1 protein-coding gene and 1 pseudogene are annotated in these 767 nt (G+C 60.2%); one reads left to right on the forward strand and one right to left on the reverse strand.

Annotation, left to right across the window (positions count from 1 at the left end):
• Nucleotides 1-113, forward strand: a pseudogene (locus F7R02_RS25690) (IS5-like element ISCARN85 family transposase); the annotation flags it as partial.
• Between the two features lie 239 nt (nt 114-352).
• On the opposite strand, the gene F7R02_RS25695 reads toward F7R02_RS25690, so the two are convergent.
• Nucleotides 353-694, reverse strand: a complete 342-nt coding sequence (locus F7R02_RS25695; RefSeq protein ID WP_338117390.1) for a hypothetical protein — start codon at nt 692-694, stop codon at nt 353-355.
• Nucleotides 695-767: the final 73 nt, after the last annotated feature.

The following is a 767-nucleotide window of genomic DNA, read 5'->3' on the forward strand; positions in this document are numbered from 1 at the left end:
TCCGTCGCTTGAAAGGCTACCGCCGGATTTTCTCGCGCTTCGAGAAGCTGGATGTCATGTTCCTTGGATTCCTCAGCTTCGTCCTAGTCGTTGATGGGCTTCGGATGTGTTAACAGGCCCTAGTCTTGCAATAAGCGAACGCGAGCAAGCGGGACTCGCGTGCATGGCGGTCGCCCGCGACGACGCAGCGTTGCCCCGACTGCGGATACAGCAGCGCTTTAGCGGGGCGTGCGCCGTCCATCGTGCGCAGGGAACATCCGATGACATCCCCGGATCACTGCGCTGCACATGGGCGCATGCGCATCATCGAACAGTGCCGCAAGCATGTTGACGCCGGCACTTGAGCGCAGTCTCAGGGCATCGCGCTGCGCCGAAGCTTTCGGTCCAGCAGATAGCCGAGTACGCCGCCCAATGTGATTGGCAGCAACGCGTAAACCGGAATGAAGATCAGCGCCAATGCCGACTGTGCATCGGCGCGTAAATCGACGGTCGCATGCGCCCAGGCGAGCACTCCAAAGCCGATCAGGCACGGCACCAACAACGCAATCGGCCGGCGGTACAAGAAGCTGATGCCAAGCAGCGCACTCCAGGCGATCGCATTGAACCCACCCAACAACAGCCAACCGCCCAGGCCGACATCGGTGCGTAAGCTCCCCCGATCCGCAGACACCGCATAAGTAGATCTTTCTGGCATCGTTCCCAAGTCAGGAGGTTCCATGCGCACATCGAAGTTCACCGAGACACAGATCATCGCCACGCTGAAGCAG

The sequence above is a fragment of the Xanthomonas cissicola genome, assembly GCF_008801575.1.
GTDB lineage: Bacteria > Pseudomonadota > Gammaproteobacteria > Xanthomonadales > Xanthomonadaceae > Xanthomonas > Xanthomonas cissicola.